This window comes from Nocardioides sp., from assembly GCF_047607185.1.
Lineage (GTDB): Bacteria > Actinomycetota > Actinomycetes > Propionibacteriales > Nocardioidaceae > Nocardioides.
This window is the reverse complement of sequence record NZ_JASGDQ010000049.1, coordinates 1-23,330: the sequence shown is the minus strand read 5'-3', so window position 1 is coordinate 23,330 and position 23,330 is coordinate 1. Positions and strand designations below refer to the sequence as shown.

Below are 23,330 nucleotides of genomic sequence, written 5' to 3'. Positions count from 1 at the left end.
GTGACCGGGCGCAAACTGACACCCAAAACCCCGTGACCGGGCGCAAACTGACCACCGCAACCCCGTGACCGGGCGCAAACTGACACCCGCAACCGGGTCTGCCAGAGGTCGCGGACAGCCCCTGTCCGCTCGCGGGCTTAGCGTCGGGGACGTGGACGAGATCGTGACCTTCACGACCACCGCCGAGCTGTGGGCATGGCTCACCGAGCGGCCGGCTACCCATCCGGGCGTGTGGGTGCGGCTCGGCAGGTCCCGCGGCCGGCTCCGCACGATCAGCTTCGAGGAACTGCTGGAGGCGGGGCTGGCGTTCGGTTGGAGCGAGTCCGGCCGCCGCCGCTATGACGCCGACTCCTACCTGCAGCGGTTCAGCCCACGGCGTACGACGGGCACGGCCTCGGCCCGCAACCTCCGCATCGCCAACCGGCTGATCGGCGAGGGCCGGATGACTCCGCGCGGTCTCGCCGCACTCGGCCTGGATTGACGCCACCGCGGTAGTGTCGAGTCGTGGGCACGCTGCTCCTCTACGACGCCGACTGCGGCTTCTGTACCCGTGCCATCTCGCTGGCGCCGCGGCTGCGGCTTCGAGCGACGATCGGCACCATCCAGGACACCGACCTGGCCGCACTCGGCATCGACGCGGAGCGCGCCCAACGGGAGATGCCGGCCGTGGTCGACGGCCGAGCGCGCTACGGCCATCGGGCCATCGCGGCCGGCCTGCGCACCGGTCCGGCGCCGGTGCGCCTGCTCGGGCTCATCGTCGGCGCCCGCCCGCTCGGCTGGCTGTTCGGCCCGCTCTACCGCTGGGTCGCCGACCGCCGTCACTCCCTGCCGGGCGGCACTGCGGCCTGCGAACTGCCGCGACGTTGACCGGATCGGCCCGGATCCCCGGCCATCGCCTCTCGCATCCCCCGGGTGGCGAGCTGGTCGGCCAGCTCGTTGTCGGCGACGCCGGCGTGGCCCTTCACCCAGAACCACTCGACCTCGTGTCGCTCGCAGGCGGCCTGCAGCCGCTGCCACAGCTCGACGTTCTTCACCGGCTGCTTGGCACTGGTCAGCCAGCCGTTGCGGGCCCAGCCGGCGACCCACTTGGTGATGCCGTTGCGGACGTAGGTGCTGTCGGTGTAGAGGTGCACCAGGCACGGCCGAGTCAGCGTCTCGAGTGCGACGATCGGCGCGGTCAGCTCCATCTGGTTGTTGGTGGTGACGCCGGCCTCGCCGCCGTACAGCTCCTTGACGTGGTCTCCGAACCGCAGCACCGCACCCCACCCGCCGGGCCCGGGGTTGGGCGTGCAGCCGCCGTCGGTGTGGATGACGACCGGCTCGGTCACTTCTTCTTGCCGTCGTACTGTCCGGGCACCGACCACGCGGTGTTGCCCGCGTCGAAGTCCTCGATCCGCGCCGCGATCAGCCTGGCCACCAGCGCCTCGGGCACCTCCTGGTCCCAGCGGATCTTGAGCGCGCCCTGGATGGCGTCGTAGCCCGCCGCCGCGGCCTCGTCGCGGAAGGCACCGAAGAAGGGCACCGGGAACCGGATCGAGCAATGGTTCTTGAAGCACTGCAGCATCCACACCATGGCAGGCTTGGGAGCGCCCTTGACGTACGCCGGGGTGTTGAACCGCAGCGCCTCCTCGACCCCGGTCCCCGCCGCGCCGGCCAGGCTCAGCTCGCGCAGCCTCTCCAGGTGCGGCGCCTCGACCTCCCCCAAGCGCGCGAAGTAGTCCTCGACACTGGCGACCTTCGGTGCGGGCATGACGACAAGGCTAGCCGTCAGAGCCTCTCGGCGAAGAACGGGCTGATCGTCTTCAGCGCCTCACCCGCGCCCTTGGGCGGGTCTGACGTGGTGACTGTGCAGCGTGCCCTCGGCCACTCGAAAGCGACCACGACGCTGAACACCTACGCGCACCTGTGGCCGACCGCCGAGGATCAGCCCCCGAGCGTCGGCAAGGCGGCCAGCACCGACTCGTCGGCCAGGGCCGCATCGCCACCCACCAGCGCGACCGCCGCGCGAGAATGAATCACACGTTGAAGCGGAACTCCACCACGTCCCCGTCGTGCATGACGTACTCCTTGCCCTCCATCCGAACCTTGCCGGCCTCGCGGGCCTTGAGGACCGAGCCGGCCTCGACCAGGTCGTCGTAGGAGACGATCTCGGCCTTGATGAAGCCCTTCTGGAAGTCGGTGTGGATGACGCCGGCGGCCTCGGGGGCGGTGGCGCCCTTGCGGATCTCCCAGGCGCGGACCTCCTTGGGGCCGGCGGTGAGGTAGGTCTGCAGGCCGAGGGTGTCGAAGCCGACCCGGGCAAGCTGCTTGAGGCCGGACTCGCCGATGCCGAGGTCGGCGAGCATCTCCTCGGCCTCCTCGTCGGTCATCTCGACCAGCTCGGACTCGATCTTGGCGTCGAGGAAGATCGCCTCGGCGGGGGCCACGATCTCGCGCATCCGCGCCTTCAGCGGCTCGTCGGCGAGCTCGTCGGTGTCGCAGTTGAAGACGTAGATGAACGGCTTGGCCGTCAGCAGGGTGAGCTCGCGGATCAGCGTGTGGTCGAGGCCGGAGGAGATGATCGGCGTACCCGCCTCCAGCGCCGCCTGCGCCTCCTTGGCCGCCGCCAGCACCGCGACCCGATCCTTGTTGTTGCGGGCCTCCTTCTCCAGCCGCGGGATGGCCTTCTCGACCGTCTGCAGGTCGGCGAGGATCAGCTCGGTCGAGATGGTGGAGATGTCGGAGGACGGATCGACGCGACCATCGACGTGGGTGACGTCGTCGTCGCGGAAGACCCGGGTCACCTGACAGATCGCGTCCGACTCGCGGATGTGGGCCAGGAACTGGTTGCCCAGCCCCTCCCCCTGCGACGCACCGCGCACGATGCCGGCGATGTCGACGAACTGCACCGTGGCCGGCACCAGCCGCTGCGAGCCGTAGATCCCGGCCAGCACCTCCAGCCGTGGGTCCGGAACTCCCACCACGCCGACGTTGGGCTCGATCGTCGCGAACGGGTAGTTCGCGGCGAGCACGTTGTTCTTGGTCAGGGCGTTGAAGAGCGTCGACTTGCCCGCGTTGGGGAGACCGACGATGCCGATGGTGAGCGCCACGAGGGGTCAGTCTAGAAGCGGGTACGACGCCCCGGGGAATCGCGACGATATGCAAAGCTCACCCTCGTGACAGCCTTGAGAGAGCCGGCCCATCGGGTGTCCGACCGCGCCCCGACGTACTGGCGGGTGAGCGCGCTGATCAGCGCCACGTTCGCGTGGCTGTTGGCGGTGGTGGCTCTGGTGCTCGCGCTCGCGGTCGCCGAGGGCGCCTGGCGGTGGCTGAGCTGGCTCGCCGTCGTGCTTCTGATCGCGGTGCCGCTGCCGGCCATCGTGGTAGCCCCGCCGATCAGATTCCGGGTGCACCGCTGGGAGGTCACCGACATCGCCGTCCACGTGCGCTACGGCTGGCTCTCCCGCACCGACGAGATCGTGCCGCTCTCCCGGGTGCAGACGGTGGACTCGACGCAGGGGCCGCTGATGCGGCTGTTCGGGCTGCGCACGGTGACGGTCCAGACCGCCTCCGCGCACGGCGCGGTCGAGATCGCCTGCCTCGACGACGCGATCGCCAAGGACACCGTCGAGCGGCTGGTCGCGATCACCGCCGCCACCCCGGAGGACGCGACCTGATGGAGCCGGCGCCGATGGAATGGCTACGCCTCGACCCGCGCAGCATGTTGACCCAGCCGGTCGCGGTGCTGCGCAATGCGGCGTTGCCGGTGCTCGCGGCGCTCTTCGGCATCGGCACGGCCGGCGGTCTCTCGCTGCTGTTGATCCCGGCCGGCCTGGTGGTCGCGGTGGCCATCGGGCTCGTCCCGTGGCTGACCACCACCTACCGCGTCACGCCCACCCATCTCGAGGTACGACGCGGCCTGCTGCAGCGCAGCACCGTCACCGCCCGGCTGGACCGCATCCGCAGCGTCGACCTCGAGGCCAACCCGCTGCACCGGGTGCTCGGACTGACCACGGTGGCCGTCGGCACCGGTGTCGACGACGGCCAGATCGATCTGGACGCGCTGGCCGTCGGTGCCGCCGAGCGGCTGCGGAGTGCGCTGCTGCACGGCGGCACCGGCGAGGCGCCCGCCGCGCCGACGACCGTGGAGATCGCCCGGCTGGACTGGTCCTGGGTGCGGTTCGCGCCGCTCAACGTCGCCAACCTGGCGATCGTCGCCGTCGCCGCCGGCGCGGTGGTCGGTCAGCTCTCGGACGTCTTCGGCTCGGTGATCGACCCCGAGGAGGGCCAGGGCGCCTGGGAGTGGGCGCAGCGGGTCGGCGTACCGCTGCTGGTCGTCGGGGTGATCTTCGCCGTGCTGGTGCTGTGGATCCCGCTGTCGTGCGTGGGGTACGCCGTGCGCTGGTTCGGGCTCACGGTGACTCGCGAAACCACCGAGAGCGGTACGACGATCCGGCGGGTGCACGGCGCGCTGACCCAGCGTGCCACGACCGTCGAGGAGGCGAAGGTCAGGGGCGCCACGCTCACCACTCCCCTGCTGGTCGGCGTCGCGGGCGGCACCCAGCTGTCGCTGCTGACCACCGGACTGGAGGACAACGAGCCGGACGTCTTGCCGGCGGCACCGCGCGGGGTGGCGGAGCGGGTGGCCGCCGACGTGCTGGTCGAGGCCGACGCGATGACCGCGGCGCTGACCGGGCACGGTGCCAGGACGCGGCGCCGCTACCAGCTCCGGGCCCAGCTGCCGGCGTGGCTGCTGACCCTGGTCTCGGTCGCCGCCACGGTGGCGCTGCGACTGGCCGACTTCGGCGCGCCGGTCTGGTTCCCGGTGGTGGTCTATGTCGTGGTGAGCTCCCTCGCCGCGGCCGAGGCGGAGCTGCGCTGGCGCCGGCTGGGGCACGCGCTGACCGACCGCTATCTGGTGGTCCGTACCGGCGCGCTGCGGACCCGGCGGGTGGCGCTGGAGAGCGACGGCATCGTCGGCTGGCGGCTCCGGCAGAGCTTCTTCGACCGGCGCCGGGGGCTGGCTCAGCTGATCGCCACCACCGCCGCCGGCCCGGAGCAGGTCACCATCCCGGACGTGCCGCTGGAGACCGCGATCGAGCTGGCTGCCAGGGCCACGCCCAAGATCGTGTCGCACCGGCTGGCGCGGCCCTGACCCGCCTCTCGCCAACGACCCCAACTCGTCAGTTTGCGACCGCTCACCGGCAATTGACTGTCAGTTTGCGCCTGCTCGGCGGGGATCGGCTGTCAGTTTGCGCCTGGTCACGGGGCGGGCCAGATCACCGCGCCGGAGTCGTCGACCACCTTGTCGGCGTAGTCGTTGGTGAACCAGGAGACCGCGTCGTCGGGCGAGACGCTCACCCCGCCGTACTCGCTGATGACGCCGGCCAGCGAGCGGACGTTGTCGAGGTCGACCGAGCCCCACTTGACCGGCAGCGGGTTGTCGGCGACGACCTGGGTCTCGGTGGTCCACACCGACTTCTCGTGCGCCGGGTCGGCGTCGGCGCCGGCCCGCTCCGCCTGGTAGCCCAGGCACTCGTCCACGGCTTCCGAGCAGTAGCCGTAGGCCTTGAAGACCGCGCGCAGGAAGTCCTCGACGGCGGTGGGATGGTCGGCCGCGAAGGAGGGATTGGCGGCGTAGGAGCCGAGCGAGCCGGCGACTCCGAAGTCCTTCGGCTGCCACACGGTCACCTCCTCGCCGGCTTCACGCAGCTGGTTGGGCTCGTTGGAGATGAAGCCGGTCAGCGCGTCGACCTGGCCGCGGGTCAGCACCGTCGGGTCGTAGCCGACCTTGACCTGCTTGACGTCGTCGGGCGCCAGCCCGGCCTGGCCGAGCATCGCCAGCACGCCGACCGGCACCCAGCCCTTCTCCCCCAGCGTCTTGCCCTTGAGCTGGGCCAGGTCGGTGATGTCGGGGCCGGTCATCAGGATGTCCAGGCCCGCGTCGGAGTACGACGAGATGCCGAGCACGCTCAGCCCGCTGGCGTTGGCGGTCATGGCGTCCTGCTCGGAGAGCCCGCCGAGCTGCGCCTGGCCGCTGGCGAGCAGCTTGGTGTTCTGCGAGACGTCGCCCTGGCCCGGCTGCAGCTCCACGTCGAGGCAGAGGTCGTCGAAGTAGCCCAGCGCGTCGGCGGCGATCACCTCCAGGATCGAGACCGAGGCCTGCCAGTAGTAGCCGGTCAGGTAGGTGATCTTGCCGGCCGCAGCATTCTGTGCGCACCGCTCGCCTCCGATGGCGCCGCCGTCCTCCTTCGGCTGAGGGTCTGACTCGGAGCCGCCACCGCAGCCGGCCAGGACGAGCAACGCGGCGACGGCCGCGACGAGGATCCGCTTCACCCGGAGAACTCTGCCGTACGGCGATATCGCCTCATCACCAACCGCTGCAGCGTGGACACCGCGAACAGCAGCAGCGCCCCCATCAGCGCCAGCACGAAGATGGCGGCCCACACCACCGCGAGCCGGTTCATGGAGCTCGCGACGGCGATGACGGTGCCGAGGCCGCCGTTCGCGCCGGCCGCCGAGAGCTCGGCGACGACGGCGCCGACCACCGAGAGCGGGAAGACGATCTGCAGCGCGGCGAGCAGGTGCGGCACCGAGAGCGGGACCCGCACATGGACCAGCTTCTGCCACCGGGTGGCGGCCATCGAGTCCAGCAGCCGCAGCACGTGCCCGGGCACCGAGCGCAGCCCGACGGAGGTGTTGATCAGGATCGGGAAGAAGCAGATCAGCGCCGTCACGATCAGCTTGGGGGTGATGCCGAAGCCGAAGGCCACCACCAGCGCCGGCGCGATGGCGACCAGCGGCGTGACGTTGAGGACGACCGCGACCGGCATGATCGCGCGCCGGGCGATGGGCACCTCGCTGACCAGCACCGCCAGCAGGAAGCCCACGACCAGGGCGATCAGCAGGCCGAGCAGCGCCTCTGTCAACGTGTGCCCAGCCGCGCTGGTGAAGTAGCCGGGATCCTCGGCGAGCTGGTGCCAGACGTCCTGCAGCGGCGGCAGCAGGTAGGGCCACCGCCGCGCGCCGGCCTGCCAGCCGAGCCCGGCGACCAGCAGCAGGATCGGCAACGGCAGCCAGTATGACGGCCGCGGCACCTGGAGCATGACGGAAACCGTATAGGTTCGCCTCGTGCGCATCGCCACCTGGAACGTCAACTCCATCAGGTCCCGCATCGACCGGGTCGAGGCCTTCCTGGAGCGGCACGACATCGACGTGCTCGCCGTGCAGGAGACCAAGGCGATGCCGGACCAGCTCCCGACCATGGGCCTGGAGGCGCGTGGCTACGAGGTCGCCGCGGTCGGCTACGACCAGTGGAACGGCGTCGCGCTGATCTCCCGGGTCGGTATCGAGGAGGTCCTCGTCGGCTTCGAGGCGATGCCGGTCTTCAAGGAGCAGGCCGAGGCCCGGGCGGTCTCAGCAGTGTGTGGCGGCGTGCGGGTGATGAGCCTCTACGTCCCCAACGGCCGCAAGCCCGGCGACCCGCACTACCACTACAAGCTGGAGTGGCTGGCCCGGCTGCGCGACGCCGCGCAGCGCTGGAAGGACACCCCCACAGCGCTGGTCGGCGACTGGAACGTCTGCCCCTTCGACGAGGACTGCTTCGACCCGGCGCAGTTCCGCAAAGCCACCCACCTCACCCCCGCCGAGCGGGAGGCGTTCTTCGCGATCGAGGCCGACTTCCGCGACGTGGCCCGGCCGTTCACGCCCGGCCCGGACGTCTACACCTACTGGGACTACTACCGGCAGCGCTTCGAGCGCAACCGCGGCCTGCGCATCGACTTCGTGCTCGGCTCCCCCGCGTTCGCCGAGCGGGTGACCGGGGCCTTCGTCGACACCGACGAGCGCGACCCCGCCCAGGGCACCGGCGCCCCCTCCGACCACGCCCCGGTGGTCGTCGACCTCGCCGACTGAGTGAGCCCGGTCAGTCGAGCGCGTCGAGCCGGCGCTCCCGGTCGAGGGGCCGGATCCCTCTCAGTTGTGCCGCGTGACGGTGCCGTCGTCGGCGAGGACGTAGAGGTCGAAGCCCAGCTCCTGGGCGGCCAGGAAGGTCCACGAGCGTGGCTTGAAGGCCTCGGAGGTGTTCTCGTTGAGCAGCAGCCCGACGCGGCAGTCGGGGAATCTGGTCGCCTTGAGCCAGAGCAGCTTGAACATGTCGGCGAGCACCTTGTTGCGCTTCTGGGAGGTGTAGGTGCCCCGGTTGACGACGACCTGGAGGAGATGCCTGCCGTCGGGGTCGACTCCCTCGATCTCGAACATGGTGCCCGGGCTCAGCTCCACCGCGCGCGGCCGCAGCGGCACGCCGAGGTGCTCGCTGAGGGCGAGCAGCGCGGCGCGCTCCGCCGAGTCCGGACCGAACCTGCGCCAGTTGCGCTCGTCCTCCACCGCCATGTCCTTCAAGGCTAGCCCGCCCTCACGACGACAGGGGTACGACGGGCGAGCAGGGCCGCGAGCCCGGTGACCGCGACCGCGAGCAGCGCCCCCATCAGCAAGCAGGCGGCGGCTTCGCCCGACCGGTCCGCGACCCAGAACACCGCCAGCGGCCCGACGGCGGCGCCGATGTCGCCGACGGTACGGGTGAGCCCGACCACGGCGCCGGCGTCCTGGGCGGCCCAGGCGTCGCCCGAGACGACTCCGGGGACCACGTTGACCGCCGTGGTGGCGGCGAAGTAGAGGACCAGCGCCGCCCCGAAGAGCACCGGCCCGTCGAACGCCGGCAGCGCGAGCACCGCCGCCGCACCGACCAGCCCGGCCGGCAGCAGCACGCCGACGCGGGCGCCGCCGTCGACCACCCGGCCGACGACCGGCATGGTGGCGAGGCTGACGACGGTGCCGACCGCCATCACCACGGCCAGCGTGACCGGGGTCAGGCCGGCGTCGTCGTAGGCCATCACCGGCACCAGCCCCTGCTCCCCGGCGAATCGGACGAAGAAGGTGGCGAACGAGACGCCGCACAGCGCCAGCAGCAGCGGCCGCCGACCGCTCGGCGCGTGGCCGGCGCTGGCGGTCGGCGCCCGGGAGTACGACGCCCAGTAGTGGCTGGCCGGCCGCAGCCACTCCCAGACCAGGCAGCCGAGCAGGGGCAGTACCGCGGCGACGAACGACCAGCCGACCCCGAGCGCCTCGACGACGACCCCGCCGAGCACCGCCCCGACCGCGGCGGCGCTCATCATGGCGACCATCGAGCTGGCCACCACCGAGCCGCGCCGGCCGGCGGGGGCGCCGGCGACCAGCACCGAGAAGGCGACGGTGACCACGGCGCCGCCGAGCAGGCCGGCGACGAAGCGGAGCGCGACGATCGCCGGTGCCGTGGTCGCCAGGCCGGTCGCGGCGGTGACCGCCGCCAGCGCGAGCGCGACGATCCACAGGTAGCGCCGTGGCCGCCACCAGCGCAGCGCCAGCCCGGCCGGCGCATTGGCCAGCGCCCGGCCGATGGCGAAGGCCGCCAGGATCGGGCCGAGGGTGCTCACCGCCAGGTCGTAGCGGTCGGTGAGCAGCGGCAGCCCGGGGACGATGACGCCCCAGGTCATCTGGGCGGTGCCGATCAGGGCACACAGCAGCAGCGTCTGCTCCCCGACCTCTCGGGACGTCAGACGCTGCTGCTGGGCGCGGGGCGCCGGGTCCGGCAGCTCGGTCTCGCTCACGAGGCGAAGACGTCTCGCAGCGTGCGCTGGCCGGGCTCGCGCTCGGCCAGGGCGCCGCGGCGGCGCAGCTCGGGGGTGAGCAGCTCGATCACCTCGACGTACCCGGCCGGGAAGGCGAGCGGCGAGGAGATCATGTAGCCGCCGCGTGAGCCGGTCTCGGCGAAGTTCTCCTCGAGCTGGTCGGCGATGGTGGCCGCGGAGCCGACCAGCATGTGGTCGACGCCGGTCGCGGAGCGGAAGCCGTGCTCGAAGAACTCCTCGCGGGTGATCAGGTGGTCCTCGCCGTACTCCTCCACCAGCAGCCCGATCAGGCCGGCGGGGGTGGCGTTGGCCCTGATCACCTCCTCGCGCAGGTCGCCGAGCCGGAAGCTGTCGGGCAGGGTGGAGAAGTCGTAGCCGGCGTTGTGCGACAGCGCGACGCCGACCATCTCCTCGGTCCACGAGGCGAGCACGGCCTGCTTCCGGGTCCGCGCCTCCTCGTCGGTGGCGCCGACGATGGCCTGCAGGTCCCAGAGGATGCCGACCCGCTTGGGATCGCGGCCCTTGGCGACCAGCGCCTCGTCGAGCGCCCGGCGGTGCCGCTGCTGCCCGGCGAGGTTGGCGCCGAAGCCGAAGACCAGGTCGGCGAAGGCGGCCGAGGCCTCGATGCCGCGCGGGCTGGCGCCGGCCTGCACCAGCACCGGCTCCACCTGCGGACTCGGCAACGAGGCCAGCGGCCCCTTGACCTTGAAGAACTCGCCGTCGTGGTCGATCGGGTGCACCCCGGCCGGGTCGGCGAAGCGACGGGTGTCGCGCTCGCGCAGGATCGCCTCGGGCTCGACGGAGTGCCACAGCGCCTTGCAGACCCCGATGAACTCCTCCATCCGCTCATAGCGGCGGTCGTGCTCCATCAGCTGGTCGAACCCGTAGTTCTGGGCGTCGGCCAGCCGGGTGGAGGCCACCACGTTGAAGGCGATCCTGCCGCCGGTGACGTGGTCGAGGCTGTTGAGCAGCCGGGCGACGTAGAAGGGGTGCATGAAGGTCGAGGAGTAGGTCAGCCCGAAGCCGACGCGCTCGGTGACCGTCGACATCGCCGCGATCACCGGGCTCATGTCGTGGCGCGGCCACTGGACGCCCCACGCCACCGCTGCGTCGATCGACCCCTGCCAGGTGCTGGGGATGCCCGAGCCGTCCCCGAAGAAGAGCAGGTCGATGCCGCCACGGTCCGCGACCTGGGCGAGCTCCATGTAGAGGCGGGGGTCGGGGAAGGCCCGGCCGACGAAGCTGCCGGGCAGCGCCCAGCGGCCCTCGGTGTGCGCGAAGGACAGGTCGAGTGCCAGGTGCATCACGCGCGACCCCGTAGCCGCGCGAGGAGCTCGTCGGTGGTGGTGATCATCGAGGAGTTGAGGGCGAGCATTCCCAGCGCCGCCTCGTGGTAGGAGGCGGCGTACGACGCCGCGGCGTCGGCCGGCACCACGACCGGGAAGTCGTGCTGCATGGCGTCGTTGGCGGTCGAGAAGACGCAGCACTCGGTGGTCAGGCCGGTGACGATCAGCCATTCGATCCCGGCCTCGCGGAGCAGCGCGTCGAGGTTGGTGCCGATGAAGCCGGAGTAGGCGTCCTTCTGGACGACCAGCTCGTCGGGGCGCGGGGCCAGTCCGCCGTACCAGGCGGCGCCCGGCGAGCCGGCCAGGCAGGGCAGGTGGTCGCCGAGCGGGATGGCGCGGGAGCCGTTGCGCAGCCAGTTGTTGACCGTCCAGGTGTCGTGGCTGGTGGCCAGCTCGACCCAGACCACCGGTACGCCGACCTCGCGGGCGGCGTCGACGAGCCGGTTGACCTGGGCCACGGCGTCCTGGACGTTCTGCAGGTCCTGCGGCGTCTCGCACATGTGGCCGATCGCCTCGGGGGCGCCGAAGTCGTACTGGACGTCGACGACGACCACGGCCGGGCGCAGCGGCTCGAGCGCGGCGAACCGGGCGACCGAGAGCTCGTCGAGGCTCTCCGCGCTGGTGCGGAAGGCGACCGAGGCCACCGAGGTGTCGGTCATCGCGAGGCTCCTTGGCTGGTGGCGTCGGCGGCCCGCAGCGCGGGTAGCACCGTCTCCCCGAAGCGGGGCAGGTCGGTGAGGTAGTCGGCGAAGATGAGCATCAGGCCGTCGAGCTCGGCCTCGCGGACCAGCCGCAGGATGGACTCCGTCACCGTGGCCGGCGACCCGGCGACGTACTGCACCTGGAAGGCGCGCTCGCCGGTGGCGCCCTCGGCCCAGGCCCGGGCCCGGTCCTCGGGCACGCCCCAGGCCAGGCTCATGTTGAGCAGCGCCTCCCTGTCGACGCCCTCGCCGTACTGCCTGACGAGGGCGGCGGCCTCCTCGTCGGTGTCGGCGAGGACGACGGTCATCATCGTGTAGGTCTTGCAGGTCCGGCCGAGCTCGGCGGCCCGGGTGTGGACGTACCGGGACTTCTCGACCATCTCCTCGAAGGTGTCGGCGCCGAGGAAGGCGCCGTCGGCCCAGGCGGCCTGGAACTCCATGCCGAGTTTGGAGGAGCCGGCGTTGATGATGGTCGGCCGGGGCTCGGGGTGTGGCCGGGACTGGCACTGGTCGAGGGTGAAGAACTCCGACTTCATGGTGACCTCGTCCTCGGTCCACAGCCGGACCACGGCCTCGGTCCACTCCTCGGTCATCCGGTAGCGGTCCTCCTTGGACATCTCCTGCCACAGGCCCATCTGCGCGAACTCGTCGGCATAGGCGCCGTTGACGATGTTCATGCCGGCCCGACCGCCGGAGATCTGCTGGAGGGTGGTGTACATCTTCGCGGTGACGGCCGGGTGGTGGACGTTGGCGTGCATCGTCGCCCAGATCCGCACCCGCTCGGTGCACTCGGCCAGCGCCGACATCAGCGTCATCGACTCCAGCGTCTCGCCCCAGTGGTCGGTGGTGCCGCCGAAGCCCTTCCACTTCGCCATCGTCATGATGAAGTCCAGGCCGGCGGCCTCGGCGTCGAGCGCGACCTGCTTGTTGTAGGCATAGGTCGCCTCCGGGTGCGGGGCCGTGGTCGAGACCATCCAGCCGCCGTTGCCGATCGGCAGGAACACGCCGTACTCGGTCATCTCGTCCTCTCTCGGTCAGGGTTCGCGCGGGTGTCTCGCCGGGTCAGGGCGCCGGCCAGATGACGGAGCCGTCGTCGGCGACGACGGCGTCCGCGAAGGAGCCGTCGAACCAGGAGACGGCGTCGTCGGGCGAGACGGTCATGCTCATGTAGGTGTTGACGACCTCGGTGAGCGCCTTGACGTTGTCGAGGTCGACCGAGCCGAACTTGCCGGGCAGCGGGGTGTCGGCCGCGACCTGGGTCTCGGTCGTCCATACCGCCGTCTCGTGCTCCGCGTCGGAGTCCGCGCCGGCGAGGTCGTGCTGGTAGCCGATGCACTCCTCGACGTGGGCGGCCTCGGCGCAGTACTGGTAGGCCTTGAAGGTGGCCCGCAGGAAGTCCTCGACCGCGCTCGGGTGGTCCTCGGCGAATTCGGGGTTCACCGCGATGGCGCCGAGCGAGCCGGGCACACCGAAGTCCTTGGGCTCCCAGACCGTGACGTCCTCGCCGGCGCTCTTGAGTTGGTTGGGCTCGTTGGAGACGAAGCCGGTCAGCGCGTCGACCTGGCCGCGGGTCAGCACGCTCGGGTCGTAGCCGACCTTGACCTGCTTGACGTCGTCGGTCGCGAGGCCCGCCTTGGCCAGCATCGCCGCGACACTGATCGGAAGGTAGCCCTTATGCCCCAGGGTCTTGCCCTTGAGCTGGGTCAGGTCGGTGACCTCGGGCATGGTCATCAGGATGTCCAGGCCCGCGTCGGAGTACGACGAGATGCCGGTCAGCTTCAGGCCGTTGGCGTTGGAGGTGATGATGTCCTGCTCGGAGAGCGGGGTGATCTGGACCTGACCGCTAGCCAGCAGCTTGGCGTTCTGGGAGGTGTCGCCGGGGCCGGGCTGCATCTCGACGTCGAGGCAGACGTCCTCGAAGTAGCCGAGCCGGTCGGCCGCGATGACCTCGAGGATCGAGGCCGAGGCCTGCCAGTAGTAGCCGGACATGTAGGTGACCTTCCCGGCCTCCGTGTTGGCGTCGCAGCGGTCCGCGGAGATCGCCGCGCTGTCGCTGGCGGCGCTGCTCTCGCTGCTGGTGTCGCTGCTGTCGGCGCCGGTCGCGGGCTCGTCGTCGTCGCTGCCGCAGCCGACCAGGGCGCCGAGCAGGGCGATCGCGCCCAGGGTGGTGCCCAGGGTGGTGCTCAGCGTGGTGGGGGTGGAACGGGTGGGGAGGGACATGGCGTACTCCTTCTTCGAGCGCGTCTTGGGGCGCACCGGCGCAGGCCCGCGGCGTCGCTGCCGCGGCTGGTGCCGGGGTGGAACGGGTCAGGACGGGTTCTGCTTGGACTCGTGCCAGTGCAGGACCTTGCGTTCGACGACGGTGACGAACAGCAGCAGCAGGGACCCCATCAGCGCGAGCACGAAGATGGCGGCCCAGATCATGGCCATCCGGTTCATGGACGAGGCCACTTGGATGGTGGTCCCGAGACCCGCCGAGGAGCCGGCGGCGGAGAGCTCGGCGACGACGGCGCCGATGACGGAGAGCGGGAAGACGATCTGGAGGGCGGCGAACACATAGGGCAGCGCGTTCGGCACCCTGATGTGGCGCAGCAGCTCCCAGCGGGAGGCGTGCACCGTCCGGAACACCTGCAGCACCTGTTGGGGCACCGAGCGCAGCCCGACGGCGGTGTTGATCAGGATGGGGAAGAAGCAGATCAGCGCGGTCAGGATGAGCTTGGGCGTTGCGCCGAACCCGAAGGCCACGACCAGCGCCGGGGCGATCGCCACCAGGGGCGTGACGTTGAGGACGACCGCGACCGGCATGATCGCCCGTCGGGCGAGCGGCGCCTCGCTGATCAGGATGGCGAGCAGGAAGGCCGCGACGAACCCGATGGCCAGGCCGAGGAGGGCCTCGCGCAATGTCACCCAGCTGTTCTCCAGGAAGTAGCCGGGCTGGTCCCTCAGGACGCCGAGGACGTCGGAGAGCGGCGGCAGCAGGTAGGGCAGCTTGTGGGCGCCGAGCTGCCAGAGTCCGCCCAGCAGCACCAGCATCGCGGCGAAGGGAAGCCAGTACGACGGCCGCAGCACGCCGAGACGGCGGCGCAGCCTCCTAGCCCGCAGCTCGGCCGGGCTCGGCACCACGAAGGCCGGCCGGGCGGCCGCCCCGGTCGTCTCGCCGGTCACCTCGCCCGTCGTCTCGCCGGTCATCGTCATCCCTCGCCCTCCGTCCTCTCGCCGCGGGCGACCTCGCTGTGCCCGAAGGCGTCGCGCAGCCGCTCGCGGATGAGCAGCTCGTAGTAGTGGAACTCCGGGCTCCGCACCAGCTCCGCCGAGCGCGGCCGGGGCAGGTCGATGTCGAGCACGTCGACGATGCGTCCCGGCCGTGGCGCCATCACGACGACGGTGTCGGAGAGCCGCACCGCCTCGCTGATGGAGTGGGTCACGAAGACGACGGTCGACTTGGTCTCGTCCCACAGGTCGAGCAGCTGCTCCTGCAGCGACTCGCGGGTGAACTCGTCGAGTGCGGAGAACGGCTCGTCCATGAGCATCACGTCGGGACGCAGCCCGAAGGCCCGGACGATCGCGGCGCGCTGCTGCATTCCGCCGGAGATCTGGCTGGGCAGCTTGTGCATGGCCTCGCCGAGGCCGGCCTTGCGCAGCAGCTCGGCCATGTCGGGCAGCGGCGCGCGGTTGTGCCGGCGGTTGACCTTCGCGGGCAGGCTGACGTTCTTGAGCACGCTCAGCCAGGGCAGCAGCGCCGCGCCCTGGGGGACGAAGCCGAGCGCCTTGGACTCGGCGGCCTGGCGCGGGCTGACGCCGCAGACGGTGATCTCGCCCGCGTCGGGCTGCTCGAGACCGCCGATGATGCGCAGCAGCGTCGACTTGCCGCATCCACTGGGCCCGATGACGCTGACGAAGGTTCCCGGCGCGATGGCAAGGTCGACGTGGTCGAGCGCCACCAGGCTGGAGAAGTCGGGCAGCTCGTAGGCCCGGCAGGCGCCCTCGACCGTGATCGAGGGATGGTCGAGGCCCGATCCCAGCCGGTTGGGAGCGAGAAGGCTCATGATGCTCCTAGTCGGTAGAAGTCGCGCCGGTGGTAGACCAGTGGCGAGGAGCCGAGGCTGGTGGCCTCGGTGGGGGTGGCGAGCAGCAGGACGTGGTCGCCGATGACCACCCGGTCGTGCACGGTGCCGGCGAGCGTGACCATGGTCCCTGCCAGCGCCGGGACGTCGGGCAGCTCCTCGCTGAGCGCCAGGCCCGCGAACTTGTCGATCCCGCTGGTGGCGAACTGGCGCGCGACCTGGCCCTGGTCGTGGGCCAGCACGTTGAAGGCGATCCGGTCGGCGGCCATGAAGGCGTCGTACGACGAGGCGGTCTCGGCCAGGTAGACACCGAGCAGCGGCGGCTCCATCGAGACGCTGGTGAAGCTGTTGGCGGTGAACCCGTAGTGACGTCCGCCGACGGTCGTGGTCACCACGACTACGGGTGTCGCCATGCCGGCCAGTGCCGAGCGCAGCGTCGGCGCGTCGAGTTGGGTCGTGGTCATCGCGCACCCGCCTCCGCCGTCAACTCGGCGCCCGGCAGCGCGGTGCGGAGGTCGCCGGTCACGGCGAGGGTCTTGCAGGTCGGCGCTGGGTTGCCACCGACGCCGGCGATCGCAATGGGCACAACTGTCTCCTGGAATGGTTCGAACCCCGGCAGGGGCGGCTAACCGTTCAGGAAGAGCGTGCGCTGCGATTCGGACCTGCCCGGCCTGACGCCGGGTGGTCTGAGTGCACCGCGGATCATCCGCTGGAGGAAGACGCTAGGAGACCTAGGTTTCGCCGGGCGGCGTGGTGTCGTTACGGGTCGGTGAACTCCGACGCCTGGCCCCCGGGCACCTGAGGTTCGGCACGAGATCGTCGGCGGGTCGCGTGCAGAACGTCAGGTGCCCGGCGCAGGGTGGTCGGCGTGCCGGGCCGGAACTGTCGGTGGCCGGTCCTACGGTGAGAGTCGTGAGCATTGGATCCGGACCGATCCGGCTGGGGCGGGAGCCCGCCGGCCAGGTGGTCGCGCTCGCGACGGCGCTGGCGCTGACCGTCGCGGCGGCCGACCTGCTCACCGCCGGGCGCGTCACGCTGCTCTTCGACGTCTGCTTCGTCGTCATCAGCGCAGGGCTGGCGGTGGTGGTGACGCCGCGCGACTTCTACACCGTGGGGGTGCTGCCGCCGCTGCTGATGGTCGGGGTGTTCGTGCTGGTGGCGCTCTTCGACACCAGCGCCGTCGGCGAGGCCGACGACAGCGTCGCCCAGGCCGTGGTCTCCGGGCTCGCCGGCCACAGCCTGGCGCTCTGCGTCGGCTACGGGCTCAGCCTGCTGCTGCTCGCGCAACGGCGGCGGGTGATCGCCGCCCAGGCAGCGCGACGACAGCGCGGCTAGGGAATCGCTGATCAATGGCGCCGTCGCGAGCGTCGCGAGGCGAGTGTGCTGGCAAAGGCCACTTCGTTCAGACCTGGGCGCGAAGGCAGGCTGGGCGCCTGTCGAGCGGCCGCGGCGCGGCCAGCGTGCCGCATCGCGGCGCGCAGCAGGCGGGATTGATCAGCGTTTCCCTAGACGGTCAGCCCTCGAAGCGCGACGGGTCGCCGGCGCCGACGCGGACGACCTCGGGGGCACCCTCCGACCAGTCGATCACCGTGGTGGGCTCGGCCGGGGTGTCGACGCCGGTCTCGACGACCACGTCGACGACATGGTCGAGGGTCTCCTTCACGTCCCAGCCGCTGGTGCGCGGCTCGGTCTCGCCGGGCATGATCAGCGTCGAGGAGAGCAGCGGCTCGCCGAGAAGCTCCAGCAGCGCCCGTACGAAGGTGTGGTCGGGGATGCGCACCCCGACGGTCTTCTTCTTGGGGTGCAGCAGCCGGCGCGGCACGTCGGGCATCGCCGGAAGGATGAAGGTGTAGGGGCCTGGCGTCGCGGCGCGGATGGCCCGGAAGGCGCTGTTGTCGACGTGCACCATCTGGCCGAGCTGTGAGAAGTCCTTGCAGACCAGGGTGAAGTGGTGCCGCTCGTCGAGGCCGCGGATGTCCAGGATCCTCATCCGGCCCGACTTGTTGCCGATCCGCGAGCCGAGCGCATAGCCGGAGTCCGTGGGGTAGGCGATCAGCTGGTCGTCGTTGAGGGCGTCGACGACCTGCTGCAGCAGTCGCTGCTGCGGGTTGTCCGGGTGGATGTCGAGATAGCGAGCCATCCACCGACCCTAGCCGCCTCAGGTGAGCCCGGCGGCCTTGAGATCCTTGCGCAGCTCGACCGGCAGCGCGAAGATCAGCGACTCCTCGGCGGTGGTGACCGCGCGCGCGTCGGGGTAGCCGTGCCCGGCCAGCACGCCCAGCACCCCCTGCACCAGCTCCTCGGGCACGCTCGCGCCGCTGGTGACCGAGACCGTCGAGACGCCGGTCAGCCAGGCGGGGTCGATCTCGGTGGCGTCGTCGACGCGGTACGCCGCCCCGGCGCCCGCCTCCAGCGCCACCTCGACCAGCCGGACGCTGTTGGAGGAGTTGCCGGAGCCGACCACGATCACCAGGTCCGAGCTCGCGGCGATCTCCTTGACCGCCAGTTGGCGGTTCTGGGTGGCATAGCAGATGTCGTCCGAGGGCGGGTCGAGCAGCAGCGGGAACCGCTCCCGCAGCGCCGCGACGGTCGCCATGGTCTCGTCGACGCTCAGCGTGGTCTGCGACAGCCAGGCGACCCGGGCGGGGTCGCGGACCTCGACGGTGGCGACATCGGCCGGCGACTCGACCAGCTTGATGTGGTCGGGCGCCTCCCCCGCCGTACCCTCGACCTCCTCGTGGCCGGCGTGACCGACCAGGATGATGTCGTAGTCCTCGGCGGCGAACCGGCGGGCCTCCTGGTGCACCTTGGTGACCAGCGGGCAGGTGGCGTCGATCGTCTTCAGCCCCCGGGTGGCGGCCTCGGCGTGGACGGCGGGCGAGACGCCGTGGGCGGAGAACACCACGGTCGCGCCGGCCGGCACGTCGTCGAGCTCCTCGACGAAGATCGCGCCGCGGGACTCCAGGGTGGCGACGACGTGCTTGTTGTGGACGATCTGCTTGCGCACGTAGACCGGGGCGCCGTAGAGGTCGAGCGCCTTCTCGACGGTGATCACGGCGCGGTCGACGCCGGCGCAGTAGCCGCGCGGCGCGGCCAGCAGCACCTGCTTCTCCGCCTCGGTCAGCGTCCGGGGCATCGCCAGATCGGTCACGCCTCCTGAGTCTACGGAAAGGCACCGCCCCGGCCCCATCGTCGACGTCGGTGGTCCTCGATAGGGTCGCCTCGTGGCCCTGGAGACCTCACCGGAGCAGCCGGCGCCGGTCCGGCAGATCGCCAACGCGATCGCCGGCTGGATCGACCGGCTGGGCGCGGTGTGGGTGGAGGGGCAGGTGGCCCAGGTGAGCCGTCGGCCGGGCGTGCAGACCGTCTTCCTGACGCTGCGCGACACGGTCGCCGACATCTCGATCCCGGTCACCTGCAGCCGCACCCTGTTCGACGGTCTCAACCCGCCGCTGGTCGAGGGCGCCAGCGTCGTGCTGTGGGCCAGGCCGAGCTTCTACGCCAACCGCGGCACCCTCTCGCTCTATGCCCGGGAGATCCGCATGGTCGGCCTGGGCGAGCTGCTCGCCCGGCTGGAGCGGCGTCGGCAGCTGCTGGCCGCGGAGGGGCTCTTCGCCGCCGAGCTGAAGCGGCCGCTGCCGTTCCTGCCCGGCCGGATCGGGCTGATCACCGCGCCCAACTCCGCCGCCGAGCGCGACGTCGTGGAGAACGCCCGCCGGCGGTGGCCGCGGGTCTCCTTCGAGGCGGCGTACGCCGCGATGCAGGGGCCGCGCTCGGCTGTCGAGGTGATCGAGGCGCTGGGGCGGCTCGACGCCCATCCGGAGGTCGACGTGATCGTGATCGCCCGGGGCGGCGGCTCGGTCGAGGACCTGCTGCCGTTCTCCGACGAGGCGCTGATCAGGGCGGTCCACGCCGCTCGCACCCCGGTCGTCTCGGCGATCGGCCACGAGCCCGACAGCCCGCTGCTCGACCTGGTCGCCGACGTGCGGGCCTCCACCCCGACCGATGCCGCCAAGCGGGTGGTGCCCGACGTCGCCGAGGAGCTCCGGCTGGTGGCGACCGCCCGCGACCGGCTGCGGAGCACGCTGGGCGGCTGGCTCGCCCGGGAGCAGGCGGCGCTCGACGCGCTGCGCTCCCGGCCGGCGCTCGCCGACCCGCGCTCGCTGCTCGACGATCGCTCGGCGGAGGTGGCGGCGCTGCGCGACCGGGCCCGGCGCACCCTCTCCCACGCGCTCGACCGGGCCGCCGACGACATCGGCCACCACCGCGCCCGCGCTCGGGCGCTCTCCCCGCTGGAGACGCTGCGCCGCGGCTACGCGGTCGTGCAGGACGCCGGCGGCCACGTGCTCGCCTCCGTCGACGGCGTCGCCGCCGGGGCGGCGGTCAGCGTTCGGGTCGCCGACGGCCGCATCCATGCCGAAGTCACGTCCACCGAGGAGTCGCCATGACCGAGGACAAGCCCTCCTACGAGGCCGCCCGCGAGGAGCTCGTGGACGTCGTACGGCGTCTGGAGGCCGGCGGCACCACGCTGGAGGAGTCGCTGGCGCTGTGGGAGCGCGGCGAGCGGCTGGCCACCATCTGCCAGGAGTGGCTCGACGGCGCCCGGCAGCGGCTCGACGCCGCGATCGAGGCCGAGGAGGAGCCCGCGTGACGCGTTCTCAGCCGACCGGGGCGGTCGTCAGCGACCGGACCACCGTCTCCAGATCGGCCACCGGAGCCGAGCCGTAGACCAGCACGATCGCGTCGCCGACCTCGGCTGCGAAGGCGTGGTCCCCGCCGGAGTCCGACCAGGTCGACCAGGTCGTGGCGACCGCCGACTCCAGGGTGACGTCCTGGCCTCGCTGGGCATCCTTCTCGACATAGGTCGCGACGAGGTCGGAGAGCTTGGCGTGGTCCTCCTGCTGCAGGCCGACGTACTTTCCCTTGGCGGTCAGCATCGGCAGACTCCAGGCCAGTCCCTCGGCGCGATCCAGCCGTGCGTCGGTCGCCATCCAGCCCTCCGGCAGCGACGGCGGGTAGACCAGCGGGATGTGGGCGCCCTGGGCCGCGGCCACCGCGTCGAGGTAGTCGACGGCGACCGGCTTGGTCTCCTCGTTGGGGTGAGCGAAGCTCTGCAGCGCCCAGTAGGCCACCACCGCGAGCACCAGCACGATCATCGACCCGACGAGCGCGCCGAAGCTGCGCGGGTAGCGCCGGGTGCCGCTGGTTGGCTCCGTGGCCGGCTCGGTGGTGCTCACCGCGCCATTGTCGCAGGGGTGGACCACCCCGACGACTCACCCTCGCGGGGCCGGGGCCTGCCGGTAGGGTGACGCCATGAGCAGCCACGTGCCCGACACGCTCGAGGTGCCGGAGAGCAAGCCGGACCGCAACCTCGCCCTGGAGCTGGTGCGGGTCACCGAGGCCGCCGCGATGGCGGCAGCGCGCTGGGTCGGCCGGGGCGACAAGAACGGCGCCGACGGCGTCGCGGTCAACGCCATGCGGGTGATGATCTCGACCGTCGCGATGGACGGCGTCGTCGTCATCGGCGAGGGCGAGAAGGACAACGCCCCGATGCTCTACAACGGCGAACGGGTCGGAGACGGCAGCGGCCCGGAGGTGGACGTCGCGGTCGACCCGATCGACGGCACCACGCTGACCGCGAAGGGCATGTCCAACGCGATCGCGGTGATGGCGGTGGCGCCGCGCGGCACCATGTACGACCCGTCGGCGGTCTTCTACATGGAGAAGCTCGTCACCGGCCCGGAGGCGGCCGAGGTCGTCGACATCCGGCTGCCGGTCGCCGAGAACGTCGCCCAGGTGGCGAAAGCCAAGGGCATCAGCCCCTCCGACGTGACGGTGGTGCTGCTGGACCGGCCCCGGCACCAGTCGCTGGCCGAGGAGATCCGGGCGACCGGGGCGCGCATCAAGTTCATCACCGACGGCGACGTGGCCAGCGCGATCTCGGCGGCCCGGGCGGGCAGCGGCGTCGACCTGCTGCTCGGCGTCGGCGGCACCCCCGAGGGCATCATCGCCGCCTGCGCGATGAAGGCGCTGGGCGGCACCATCCAGGGCCGGCTGTGGCCGACCAGCGACGAGGAGCGGCAGCGGGCGCTCGACGCCGGCCACAACCTCGACCCCGACTTCGTGCTGACCACCAACGACCTGGTGACCGGCGACGACTGCTTCTTCGTCGCCACCGGCATCACCGACGGCGACCTGATGCGCGGCGTCCACTACCGCGCCGGCGGCTGCACCACCGAGTCGCTGGTGATGCGCTCGCGCAGCGGCACCATCCGCAAGATCATCAGCGACCACCAGCTCGCCAAGCTGCAGGCCTACTCCGCCATCGACTTCGAGGGCTGACCCTCCCCGCGACCGGTCGCAAACTGACACCGAAACACGTGTGAGCGGTCGCAAACTGACACTGAAACACGTGTCAGCCGTCGCAAACTGACACCAGTCGTAGCGACCGGACGTCGGGAGCGCTGAGGCGGGCACGACAGAATGGGGGCATGACGACGACCGGCATCTCCGAGGAGCTCTTCACCACCGTCGGCGAGGGCATCGAGCTGTGCTACCAGACCTTCGGCTCCCCCGAGGACGAGCCATTGCTGCTGGTGATGGGCCTGGGTGGGCCGATGACCTGGTGGGACCCGGAGTTCTGCCAGCTGCTGGCCGACGCCGGCTTCTTCGTCATCCGCTACGACAACCGCGACGTCGGCCGCTCCAGCCGGATGCGCGGCCGGGTAACCTTCCAGCAGCTGGCCATGGCCTTCGTCGGCCGGCCGATCAAGGCGCCGTACAGCATTCCCGACCTCGCCGGAGACGCGCTCGGCCTACTCGACCACCTCGGCATCGAGGCCGCCCACGTCGTCGGCATCTCCATGGGCGGCATGATCGCGCAGACCATGGCGGTCACCGCGCCGGAGCGAGTCCGCTCGCTCACCTCGATCATGTCGACGACCGGCAACCGCAAGGTCGGCTGGCAGCATCCGATCCTCATTCCCGGGCTGCTGACCAAGGTCCGCACCAAGGAGGAGTACGTCGCCTCGGGGCTCAAGATGTGGCGGCTGATCGGGTCGCCGGACTATCCGGTGAGCGAGGCCGACCTCCGCTCCCGGGGCGAGAGCACCTGGGACCGCGGCGGCAGCACCGCTGGCGTGGCCCGACAGATGCTGGCGGTGCTCACCCAGCCCGACCGCACCAAGGCACTGCGACAGCTGACCGTGCCGACCACCGTCATCCACGGCCTCGCCGACCGGATGGTCAACGTGTCGGGCGGCCGGGCGACCGCCAAGGCCGTTCCGGGTTCGCAGCTGCTGCTCGTCAAGGGCATGGGCCACGACCTGCCGCAGCCGCTGTGGCCGACCTTCGTGGGCACGATCCGCGCCACCGCAGACCGGGCCCGCTAGCCCGAGTCGGCAGAAGTGCTGGCCCCAGCACGCCCAGTCGGCAGAAGTGCAGGTCCCCAGCACGCCCAGTCGGCAGAAGTGCAGGCTTGGCCCCTGCACTTCTGCCGACTGGGCGTGCTGGGGACCTGCACTTCTGCCGACTGGGCGTGCTGGGGCCAGCACTTCTGCCGACTCGGGCTAGCGG

28 protein-coding genes are annotated in these 23,330 nt (G+C 71.4%); 10 read left to right on the top strand and 18 right to left on the bottom strand.

All coding sequences use genetic code 11. The features are described 5' to 3' along the window. Positions 1-151 precede the first annotated feature (151 nt). A complete protein-coding gene (locus QM595_RS04750; protein WP_415170376.1) occupies positions 152-481 on the top strand; it encodes a YdeI/OmpD-associated family protein in 330 nt (109 codons plus the stop codon). 23 nt (positions 482-504) lie between these two features. Continuing rightward, entirely contained in the window at positions 505-867 is a 363-nt protein-coding gene (locus QM595_RS04745; RefSeq protein ID WP_415170375.1) for a thiol-disulfide oxidoreductase DCC family protein, read from the top strand. Here QM595_RS04745 and rnhA read toward each other — a convergent pair. From rnhA to ychF, 3 genes are all read right to left on the bottom strand, one after another. After that, positions 819-1,328: a ribonuclease HI gene (gene rnhA, locus QM595_RS04740; RefSeq protein ID WP_415170374.1), complete on the bottom strand. Its 510-nt coding sequence runs from the start codon at positions 1,326-1,328 to the stop codon at positions 819-821. The two genes, QM595_RS04745 and rnhA, sit on opposite strands and share 49 nt — an antisense overlap. Beyond that, positions 1,325-1,750: an iron chaperone gene (locus QM595_RS04735; protein ID WP_415170373.1), complete on the bottom strand. Its 426-nt coding sequence runs from the start codon at positions 1,748-1,750 to the stop codon at positions 1,325-1,327. Before QM595_RS04735 ends, rnhA begins: the two co-directional genes overlap by 4 nt. Positions 1,751-2,015: 265 nt before the next feature. Beyond that, complete coding sequence (gene ychF, locus QM595_RS04730; RefSeq protein WP_415170372.1) at positions 2,016-3,089, bottom strand: redox-regulated ATPase YchF; 1,074 nt, start codon at positions 3,087-3,089, stop codon at positions 2,016-2,018. A gap of 66 nt (positions 3,090-3,155) precedes the next feature. Between ychF and QM595_RS04725 the strand changes: the two genes are divergently transcribed. Further along, complete coding sequence (locus tag QM595_RS04725; protein WP_415170371.1) at positions 3,156-3,656, top strand: PH domain-containing protein; 501 nt, start codon at positions 3,156-3,158, stop codon at positions 3,654-3,656. Further along, complete coding sequence (locus QM595_RS04720) at positions 3,656-5,134, top strand: PH domain-containing protein (RefSeq protein WP_415170370.1); 1,479 nt, start codon at positions 3,656-3,658, stop codon at positions 5,132-5,134. Before QM595_RS04725 ends, QM595_RS04720 begins: the two co-directional genes overlap by 1 nt. Before the next feature lie 107 nt (positions 5,135-5,241). On the opposite strand, the gene QM595_RS04715 is transcribed toward QM595_RS04720, so the two are convergent. Both QM595_RS04715 and QM595_RS04710 read right to left on the bottom strand, forming a co-directional pair. Then, on the bottom strand, positions 5,242-6,315 hold the full coding sequence (locus QM595_RS04715; protein ID WP_415170369.1) for an ABC transporter substrate-binding protein: 1,074 nt from the start codon (positions 6,313-6,315) through the stop codon (positions 5,242-5,244). Next, positions 6,312-7,085, bottom strand: coding sequence for an ABC transporter permease (locus tag QM595_RS04710; RefSeq protein ID WP_415170368.1), 774 nt, complete (start codon positions 7,083-7,085; stop codon positions 6,312-6,314). The genes QM595_RS04715 and QM595_RS04710 overlap by 4 nt, the downstream gene beginning before the upstream one ends. 25 nt (positions 7,086-7,110) lie before the next feature. On the opposite strand from QM595_RS04710, the gene QM595_RS04705 reads away from it, so the two are divergent. Beyond that, the gene (locus tag QM595_RS04705) at positions 7,111-7,893 is read left to right on the top strand and encodes an exodeoxyribonuclease III (protein ID WP_415170367.1); all 783 of its coding nucleotides are present in this window, start codon (positions 7,111-7,113) and stop codon (positions 7,891-7,893) included. A gap of 60 nt (positions 7,894-7,953) precedes the next feature. Here QM595_RS04705 and QM595_RS04700 read toward each other — a convergent pair whose 3' ends face one another. From QM595_RS04700 to QM595_RS04655, 10 genes are all read right to left on the bottom strand, one after another. After that, positions 7,954-8,370 carry a hypothetical protein gene (locus tag QM595_RS04700; RefSeq protein WP_415170366.1) on the bottom strand — a complete coding sequence of 139 codons (417 nt, stop codon included), beginning with the start codon at positions 8,368-8,370 and terminating at the stop codon, positions 7,954-7,956. A gap of 11 nt (positions 8,371-8,381) precedes the next feature. Then, positions 8,382-9,623: an MFS transporter gene (locus tag QM595_RS04695; RefSeq protein ID WP_415170365.1), complete on the bottom strand. Its 1,242-nt coding sequence runs from the start codon at positions 9,621-9,623 to the stop codon at positions 8,382-8,384. Next, the gene (locus QM595_RS04690) at positions 9,620-10,948 is read right to left on the bottom strand and encodes an NtaA/DmoA family FMN-dependent monooxygenase (RefSeq protein ID WP_415170397.1); all 1,329 of its coding nucleotides are present in this window, start codon (positions 10,946-10,948) and stop codon (positions 9,620-9,622) included. Before QM595_RS04690 ends, QM595_RS04695 begins: the two co-directional genes overlap by 4 nt. Then, positions 10,948-11,649, bottom strand: coding sequence for a cysteine hydrolase family protein (locus QM595_RS04685; RefSeq protein ID WP_415170364.1), 702 nt, complete (start codon positions 11,647-11,649; stop codon positions 10,948-10,950). The genes QM595_RS04690 and QM595_RS04685 overlap by 1 nt, the downstream gene beginning before the upstream one ends. Next, the gene (locus tag QM595_RS04680; RefSeq protein ID WP_415170363.1) at positions 11,646-12,710 is read right to left on the bottom strand and encodes an LLM class flavin-dependent oxidoreductase; all 1,065 of its coding nucleotides are present in this window, start codon (positions 12,708-12,710) and stop codon (positions 11,646-11,648) included. The genes QM595_RS04685 and QM595_RS04680 overlap by 4 nt, the downstream gene beginning before the upstream one ends. A 43-nt stretch (positions 12,711-12,753) precedes the next feature. Continuing rightward, positions 12,754-13,911, bottom strand: coding sequence for an ABC transporter substrate-binding protein (locus tag QM595_RS04675; protein WP_415170362.1), 1,158 nt, complete (start codon positions 13,909-13,911; stop codon positions 12,754-12,756). 87 nt (positions 13,912-13,998) lie between these two features. Continuing rightward, positions 13,999-14,886, bottom strand: coding sequence for an ABC transporter permease (locus QM595_RS04670; RefSeq protein WP_415170361.1), 888 nt, complete (start codon positions 14,884-14,886; stop codon positions 13,999-14,001). Then, a complete protein-coding gene (locus QM595_RS04665) occupies positions 14,883-15,737 on the bottom strand; it encodes an ABC transporter ATP-binding protein (protein ID WP_415170360.1) in 855 nt (284 codons plus the stop codon). Before QM595_RS04665 ends, QM595_RS04670 begins: the two co-directional genes overlap by 4 nt. Then, the gene (locus QM595_RS04660) at positions 15,734-16,219 is read right to left on the bottom strand and encodes a flavin reductase family protein (RefSeq protein ID WP_415170359.1); all 486 of its coding nucleotides are present in this window, start codon (positions 16,217-16,219) and stop codon (positions 15,734-15,736) included. Before QM595_RS04660 ends, QM595_RS04665 begins: the two co-directional genes overlap by 4 nt. After that, the gene (locus tag QM595_RS04655; RefSeq protein WP_415170358.1) at positions 16,216-16,341 is read right to left on the bottom strand and encodes a hypothetical protein; all 126 of its coding nucleotides are present in this window, start codon (positions 16,339-16,341) and stop codon (positions 16,216-16,218) included. The genes QM595_RS04660 and QM595_RS04655 overlap by 4 nt, the downstream gene beginning before the upstream one ends. Before the next feature lie 326 nt (positions 16,342-16,667). On the opposite strand from QM595_RS04655, the gene QM595_RS04650 reads away from it, so the two are divergent. Beyond that, complete coding sequence (locus QM595_RS04650; RefSeq protein WP_415170357.1) at positions 16,668-17,090, top strand: DUF6542 domain-containing protein; 423 nt, start codon at positions 16,668-16,670, stop codon at positions 17,088-17,090. Positions 17,091-17,268: 178 nt separating this feature from the next. Here QM595_RS04650 and QM595_RS04645 read toward each other — a convergent pair whose 3' ends face one another. Both QM595_RS04645 and QM595_RS04640 read right to left on the bottom strand, forming a co-directional pair. Further along, positions 17,269-17,895: an L-threonylcarbamoyladenylate synthase gene (locus tag QM595_RS04645; protein WP_415170356.1), complete on the bottom strand. Its 627-nt coding sequence runs from the start codon at positions 17,893-17,895 to the stop codon at positions 17,269-17,271. Between the two features lie 18 nt (positions 17,896-17,913). Further along, positions 17,914-18,891 (bottom strand): 4-hydroxy-3-methylbut-2-enyl diphosphate reductase, encoded by a 978-nt coding sequence (locus QM595_RS04640; RefSeq protein WP_415170396.1) that lies wholly within the window; start codon positions 18,889-18,891, stop codon positions 17,914-17,916. Positions 18,892-18,979: 88 nt separating this feature from the next. On the opposite strand from QM595_RS04640, the gene xseA reads away from it, so the two are divergent. Continuing rightward, the gene (gene xseA / locus QM595_RS04635) at positions 18,980-20,203 is read left to right on the top strand and encodes an exodeoxyribonuclease VII large subunit (RefSeq protein WP_415170355.1); all 1,224 of its coding nucleotides are present in this window, start codon (positions 18,980-18,982) and stop codon (positions 20,201-20,203) included. Then, entirely contained in the window at positions 20,200-20,406 is a 207-nt protein-coding gene (locus QM595_RS04630; RefSeq protein WP_415170354.1) for an exodeoxyribonuclease VII small subunit, read from the top strand. The genes xseA and QM595_RS04630 overlap by 4 nt, the downstream gene beginning before the upstream one ends. Before the next feature lie 7 nt (positions 20,407-20,413). On the opposite strand, the gene QM595_RS04625 is transcribed toward QM595_RS04630, so the two are convergent. Next, positions 20,414-20,992, bottom strand: a complete 579-nt coding sequence (locus QM595_RS04625; protein ID WP_415170353.1) for a DUF4245 domain-containing protein — start codon at positions 20,990-20,992, stop codon at positions 20,414-20,416. A gap of 76 nt (positions 20,993-21,068) precedes the next feature. Here QM595_RS04625 and glpX point away from each other — a divergent pair, with 76 nt between their 5' ends. Next, positions 21,069-22,097 (top strand): class II fructose-bisphosphatase, encoded by a 1,029-nt coding sequence (glpX, locus tag QM595_RS04620; RefSeq protein WP_415170352.1) that lies wholly within the window; start codon positions 21,069-21,071, stop codon positions 22,095-22,097. Between the two features lie 149 nt (positions 22,098-22,246). Further along, complete coding sequence (locus tag QM595_RS04615) at positions 22,247-23,146, top strand: alpha/beta fold hydrolase (protein WP_415170351.1); 900 nt, start codon at positions 22,247-22,249, stop codon at positions 23,144-23,146. Positions 23,147-23,330 lie beyond the last annotated feature (184 nt).

Excerpts from the sequence above, each read along its gene's own strand:
- QM595_RS04680 (WP_415170363.1), bottom strand. The coding sequence starts at position 12,710 with ATGACCGAGTACGGCGTGTTCCTGCCGATCGGCAACGGCGGCTGGATG.
- QM595_RS04660 (WP_415170359.1), bottom strand. The coding sequence starts at position 16,219 with ATGACCACGACCCAACTCGACGCGCCGACGCTGCGCTCGGCACTGGCC.
- QM595_RS04735 (WP_415170373.1), bottom strand. The coding sequence starts at position 1,750 with ATGCCCGCACCGAAGGTCGCCAGTGTCGAGGACTACTTCGCGCGCTTG.
- QM595_RS04720 (WP_415170370.1), top strand. The coding sequence starts at position 3,656 with ATGGAGCCGGCGCCGATGGAATGGCTACGCCTCGACCCGCGCAGCATG.
- glpX (WP_415170352.1), top strand. The coding sequence starts at position 21,069 with ATGAGCAGCCACGTGCCCGACACGCTCGAGGTGCCGGAGAGCAAGCCG.
- QM595_RS04630 (WP_415170354.1), top strand. The coding sequence starts at position 20,200 with ATGACCGAGGACAAGCCCTCCTACGAGGCCGCCCGCGAGGAGCTCGTG.
- QM595_RS04670 (WP_415170361.1), bottom strand. The coding sequence starts at position 14,886 with ATGACGATGACCGGCGAGACGACGGGCGAGGTGACCGGCGAGACGACC.
- QM595_RS04690 (WP_415170397.1), bottom strand. The coding sequence starts at position 10,948 with ATGCACCTGGCACTCGACCTGTCCTTCGCGCACACCGAGGGCCGCTGG.
- QM595_RS04685 (WP_415170364.1), bottom strand. The coding sequence starts at position 11,649 with ATGACCGACACCTCGGTGGCCTCGGTCGCCTTCCGCACCAGCGCGGAG.
- QM595_RS04700 (WP_415170366.1), bottom strand. The coding sequence starts at position 8,370 with ATGGCGGTGGAGGACGAGCGCAACTGGCGCAGGTTCGGTCCGGACTCG.
- QM595_RS04640 (WP_415170396.1), bottom strand. The coding sequence starts at position 18,891 with ATGCCCCGGACGCTGACCGAGGCGGAGAAGCAGGTGCTGCTGGCCGCG.
- QM595_RS04665 (WP_415170360.1), bottom strand. The coding sequence starts at position 15,737 with ATGAGCCTTCTCGCTCCCAACCGGCTGGGATCGGGCCTCGACCATCCC.
- QM595_RS04675 (WP_415170362.1), bottom strand. The coding sequence starts at position 13,911 with ATGTCCCTCCCCACCCGTTCCACCCCCACCACGCTGAGCACCACCCTG.
- QM595_RS04710 (WP_415170368.1), bottom strand. The coding sequence starts at position 7,085 with ATGCTCCAGGTGCCGCGGCCGTCATACTGGCTGCCGTTGCCGATCCTG.
- QM595_RS04615 (WP_415170351.1), top strand. The coding sequence starts at position 22,247 with ATGACGACGACCGGCATCTCCGAGGAGCTCTTCACCACCGTCGGCGAG.
- QM595_RS04645 (WP_415170356.1), bottom strand. The coding sequence starts at position 17,895 with ATGGCTCGCTATCTCGACATCCACCCGGACAACCCGCAGCAGCGACTG.